General features: G+C 57.9%; 4 protein-coding genes. All 4 read right to left on the bottom strand.

Translation table 11 applies throughout. The annotated features are described in order from the left end of the window. Positions 1-132: 132 nt before the first annotated feature. Positions 133-1,065 carry a carbamate kinase gene (arcC, locus tag SY1_RS01495; protein ID WP_208872545.1) on the bottom strand — a complete coding sequence of 311 codons (933 nt, stop codon included), beginning with the start codon at positions 1,063-1,065 and terminating at the stop codon, positions 133-135. A 14-nt stretch (positions 1,066-1,079) separates the two neighbouring features. Further along, positions 1,080-2,072: an ornithine carbamoyltransferase gene (gene argF / locus SY1_RS01490; protein WP_208872544.1), complete on the bottom strand. Its 993-nt coding sequence runs from the start codon at positions 2,070-2,072 to the stop codon at positions 1,080-1,082. Positions 2,073-2,325: 253 nt separating this feature from the next. Then, the gene (locus SY1_RS01485; protein WP_015555956.1) at positions 2,326-3,345 is read right to left on the bottom strand and encodes a protein-tyrosine phosphatase family protein; all 1,020 of its coding nucleotides are present in this window, start codon (positions 3,343-3,345) and stop codon (positions 2,326-2,328) included. A gap of 78 nt (positions 3,346-3,423) precedes the next feature. Continuing rightward, the coding region (locus tag SY1_RS01480; protein WP_423868975.1) for a hypothetical protein at positions 3,424-3,607 on the bottom strand (184 nt) is incomplete at its 5' end.

Raw genomic sequence — 3,607 nt, 5'->3', positions numbered from 1 at the left:
CAATTCATATTAAACGCGAATTGGTATGAGCTGGATATGAAAAAGGGCCGCTCCATCAAAACGGAGCGGCCCTTCGGTCTGCGGAATTTAAAATTCGCGACGACTACAGACGCCTGATGTCCAGAGGGTGGCCTAGGCCTCGATGACCGTCCCGACCTCGCCCTTCAAAGCCTCAGCAGCAAGGGCGAGGGAGGTGATCACGGCCTTGCGCCCCTTCTTGGCCTCGACGAAAGCCAGGCAGGCCTCGACCTTGGGCAACATGCTGCCCTTGGCGAACTCGCCCTTCTTCATGTACTCCCTGGCCTCTGCAACCGTCAGGTGCGTCAGGTCCTTCTGATCGGGCTTGTTGAAGTTGATGGCCACGCGGTCAACAGCCGTCAGGATCACCAGGGCGTCGGCGTCCAGGTCCGACGCAAGGCGGGCGGAGCTCCTGTCCTTATCGATGACCGCATCGATCCCCACGTAACGATCTCCCTTGCAGATGACCGGAATGCCGCCACCGCCGACTGCGATGACGACCATTCCCATCTCCATCATCTTTTTGATGGCGTCCATCTCGACGATCTTCACCGGGAGAGGAGAGGGAACGACCCTGCGATAGCCGCGTCCGGCGTCCTCGACGAAGGTCCAGCCCTTTTCCGCAGCAATGGCGTCCGCCTCCTCCTTGCTGCAGAAGTTGCCCACCGGCTTGGAGGGGTCCTGGAAGGAGGGGTCCTCCGCGCTGACCTCAACCTGCGTCACGACGCTCACGACGTCCAGCTTCAGGCCCACGTGCTCCGCTTCGGCCTGAAGCGCCTGCTGAAGGTGGTAGCCGATATAGCCCTGACTCATGGCGCCACACTCGACGAGGGGCATATAAGGCGTCTTGCCGTCCCCCTGCGAGGCGAAATCGAAGGCGTTGTTGATCATCCCGACCTGCGGGCCGTTTCCATGCCCGATGACCACCTGATGACCGGCCTTCACCAGCCCCATGATGGACGGAGCCGCCTTGCGGACCGCCTCGATCTGTCCCTCCGGGGTATTGCCAAGGGCATTGCCGCCCAGCGCAACGACAACTTTACTCAAGGTTCGTCCTCCGCTCAGCACATCGTCGCAAAGATGACGGCCTTGATGGTGTGCATCCGGTTCTCCGCCTCCTCAAAGACGAGAGAGCGGTCGGAGGTGAACACCTCGTCCGTGACCTCCATCTCCGGGATGCCGAACTTCTTGTAGATGTCCTCGCCGATGGTGGTATTCCGATCGTGGAAGGACGGCAGGCAGTGGAGGAAAATCGCGTTCGGCGAAGCCAGGTCCATCACGCGGCGGTTGACCTGATAGGGCGAGAGCAGTTTGATCCTCTTCTCCCAGATCTCGTCAGGCTCCCCCATGGAAACCCAGATGTCGGTGTAGAGGACGTCGGCGCCCTTAACCGCGGTATCGACGTTGGAGTCGAGCGACACCGTGCATCCCTGCCTCTTTGCGATCTCCTTGGCCTTCTCGACCAGCTCCGCCTTCGGGAAGAGGTCGCTGGGGCCACAGGCGGTGAAGTTCACGCCGGTCATGGCGCAGGCGATCATCAGCGAATTCGCGACGTTGTTCCTGGCGTCGCCCATAAAGACGCAGCTGAGCCCTTTGAGGTGCCCGAAGTGCTCCTCCATCGTCATCAGGTCCGCAAGCATCTGGGTGGGGTGGAAGTCGTCCGTCAGGCCGTTCCAGACGGGGACGCCGGAGTACAGCGCAAGCTCCTCCACCAGCTTCTGGCTGAAGCCGCGGTACTCGATGCCATCGTACATCCTGCCGAGGACCTTCGCGGTGTCCTCGATGCTCTCCTTTTTGCCCATCTGAGAGCTGCCCGGGTCAAGGTAGGTGACGCCCATCCCCAGGTCCATCCCCGCGACCTCAAAGGAGCAGCGGGTCCGGGTCGAAGTCTTCTCGAACAGCAGGACGATGTTCTTCCCCTCAAGGTAGCGGTGCGGCGTCCTGGTGCGCTTCAGGTCCTTGAAGTTCTTCGCCAGGTCCAGAAGGTACCGGACGTCCGAGGGCTCAAAATCTAAAAGCTTCAGAAAACTTCTTCCTCTCAAGTTCCTTGCCACGATAATTCCTCCCTATCGTTTTTCGATAACGGGGTCCGTTCGGGCTGAAAGCCCAACGAACGGCCCGCTTTAACGCTCAATTTTGCATTGAAAACTCAAGCTCCAAAAGACTGACGTACAATAAACCATCCTACCGAAAAAGGCAAGCCAGACAACGCTGGTTTTTATCTCGTTATTGAAAAGAGAACGGATCCTCGCCTACGGATACAAAAAGAAGGCTGCTCCTGGAGGTTCTTGTAGATGCCACTAAGCGCTAGTCCGGGAAATACTGCAGCGTAAGGTCCCGCTCCCTGCACCACTCCGTCCAGGTCTTTCCCTTGAAGTCGGTGTCCTTGGCGTAGTTATAGAACTGCTGCAGGAAGATGCGCCGCTCGATGGACGCCTTCATTTTATAGTGCTTTTTGCCCGTTGTCGCGACTTCCGTGCGCACATCTACGGGACCGATAAGGCCCTGCCGTGCAGCGATGTCGTCAAAGCTCGCCACTTTATAATTCTTGTAAATGTCGGTCATCACCATGAAGTTCGTGGTTCGTCCCTCGCCGGCATAGCAGTGCATGAACAGCCATTCGTCTGCCGGAAGGTTCGCCATGAAGGCCACAAACAGATCGACCTCATGATCGTCAGGGCGGAAGTGGTTGGTGTCCGCGAAACGCACGTACTTTGCGCCCTTGCTTTTGACGAGGTCTTCCTCGCTCCGGATCACCGGTTTTTTGTACTCCAGCATGGGACTCTCGTGATCTGCGCCCCAATCCTTGGTCTGATACATCTTTACGGTATCCTGCTTTTTCAATTCATCCAGCAGCCCTGCCTCGATCTCAAGCACTTTTTCGGTGGGGGTTCCCTCATTGACGTAGTTGTTGGGAATCCAGTACATGAACACATTGCCGTCGATAAGTCCGTGCGTTTCGCCACGCAAATCCATGACGGTTAGCTTATCCGGCGTTACGCCAACCTTCTCCTTCAGCGTGGACAAAATCCAGTCAAACTGTTTCTCGGTGAAGTCAGCGCCTCCGGCGGTGCGGAGGGTGTCCATTCCGGCACGGCTGACGTCAGTGCTACAGCCAAGCTCCTTCAACTTGGACAGCTTCTCCTCCGGAAAAGGATCGATCGACATGCGCCAGTTCATGTACTTGAAATCGGCAGCCAAGTCCTCGTTGACGAAGTCCACCTTCCATTCCGGTTTCGGCTCGGCTCCCTCCATTTGCGGAGCAATAGCAAAAGACAACAGGACAGCGAACGCCAGTTTCCACGCGATGGATGAACGCCGTAACATAACCATAAATTCCTCCTCAGACAACCATTCGACCTGTCCTGAATAAAGGAGCGAGGGCTATCTTTAACTGGAACTCCCTCAACTCCTCTTCAGGGCCTCGACCTCGTCCAGGGGAAGGCGGGTGAAGCGCGCGACGATCTCCGGGGACATCCCTTCCCGCAGCATGGCGCGCGCCGTCTCCTGCCTGCCCCGCAGCTCGCCTTTAGCCTCACCTTTAGCCTCGCCCTCAGCTCTGCCCTCGGCCCAAGCCTTCTCGCGGACC

This window comes from Fretibacterium fastidiosum, from assembly GCF_000210715.1.
GTDB lineage: Bacteria > Synergistota > Synergistia > Synergistales > Aminobacteriaceae > Fretibacterium > Fretibacterium fastidiosum.
The sequence above is the reverse complement of the archived record's forward strand: the minus strand, read 5'-3'. Positions and strand labels throughout refer to the sequence as shown.

What these genes read in the sequence shown, in the direction of transcription:
- SY1_RS01485 (WP_015555956.1), bottom strand. Translation starts at nt 3,345, where the DNA reads ATGTTACGGCGTTCATCCATCGCGTGGAAACTGGCGTTCGCTGTCCTG.